Genomic DNA, 663 nt, shown 5'->3' with positions numbered 1-663 from the left:
GCCTGGGAGCGGTGGACAGCGAAGTCGAGTTGAGGCCGGTGATGCTCGTTGACGGTGACGATGTTCTGGCTACTCCGGAAGCCCTATCTGGTGCGAGCGTGTCCGCTCGCATCGTCGGTGATGCCAAGGGAGCGAAGATCCGTGGCTTCACCTACAAGAACAAGAGCAACCAGCGTCGCCGGTGGGGCCACCGCCAGCATCTGGCCGAGATCGAGATCACCGGAATCACGAGGGGCTGACGGCATGACAAACACCAAGGGCGGCGGGTCTACCCGCAACGGCCGCGACTCCAACGCACAGCGTCTAGGCGTCAAGGTTTACGATGGCGGTCAGGTGACTGCTGGCAGCATCATCATTCGCCAGAGGGGCACCAAGTTCCATGCCGGGGAGAATGTTGGTCGTGGGGGCGATGACACGCTGTTCGCTACGGCTGATGGTCGGGTTAAGTTCGGTCGCCGTGGTGGTCGCAAACTGGTTGACATCGTCACTGACTGATCCGCCCAACTCTGGATTTCTCCGGTGGTTGGCTACGACGCATCGTTCCGGCGGTGTGTCGTTTCGTTTTTGGTCTAACTCTTAGACCGGGACCGGGTTCAGTTTGGGCATTAGTCCAGACCCAGTCCGTCTGGTAGCTGTTGTGGAGCCCAGCCGAGCAGGTTGAGG

Annotated in this window: 2 protein-coding genes; both read left to right on the top strand. The window is 60.5% G+C overall.

Annotated elements, in window-relative coordinates; all coding sequences use genetic code 11:
* On the top strand, window positions 1–239 hold a 239-nt coding region (locus tag QF777_12045; protein MDP6912267.1), incomplete at its 5' end, for a bL21 family ribosomal protein.
* Between the two features lie 4 nt (window positions 240–243).
* Window positions 244–495 carry a 50S ribosomal protein L27 gene (gene rpmA / locus QF777_12040; protein MDP6912266.1) on the top strand — a complete coding sequence of 84 codons (252 nt, stop codon included), beginning with the start codon at window positions 244–246 and terminating at the stop codon, window positions 493–495.
* Window positions 496–663: the final 168 nt, after the last annotated feature.

It is taken from the genome of Acidimicrobiales bacterium, assembly GCA_030747595.1.
GTDB lineage: Bacteria > Actinomycetota > Acidimicrobiia > Acidimicrobiales > MedAcidi-G1 > UBA9410.
Note: the sequence above shows the minus strand (reverse complement) of the source record. Positions and strands in the feature narration are given on the sequence as shown.

Excerpts from the sequence above, each read along its gene's own strand:
- rpmA (MDP6912266.1), top strand. The coding sequence starts at position 244 with ATGACAAACACCAAGGGCGGCGGGTCTACCCGCAACGGCCGCGACTCC.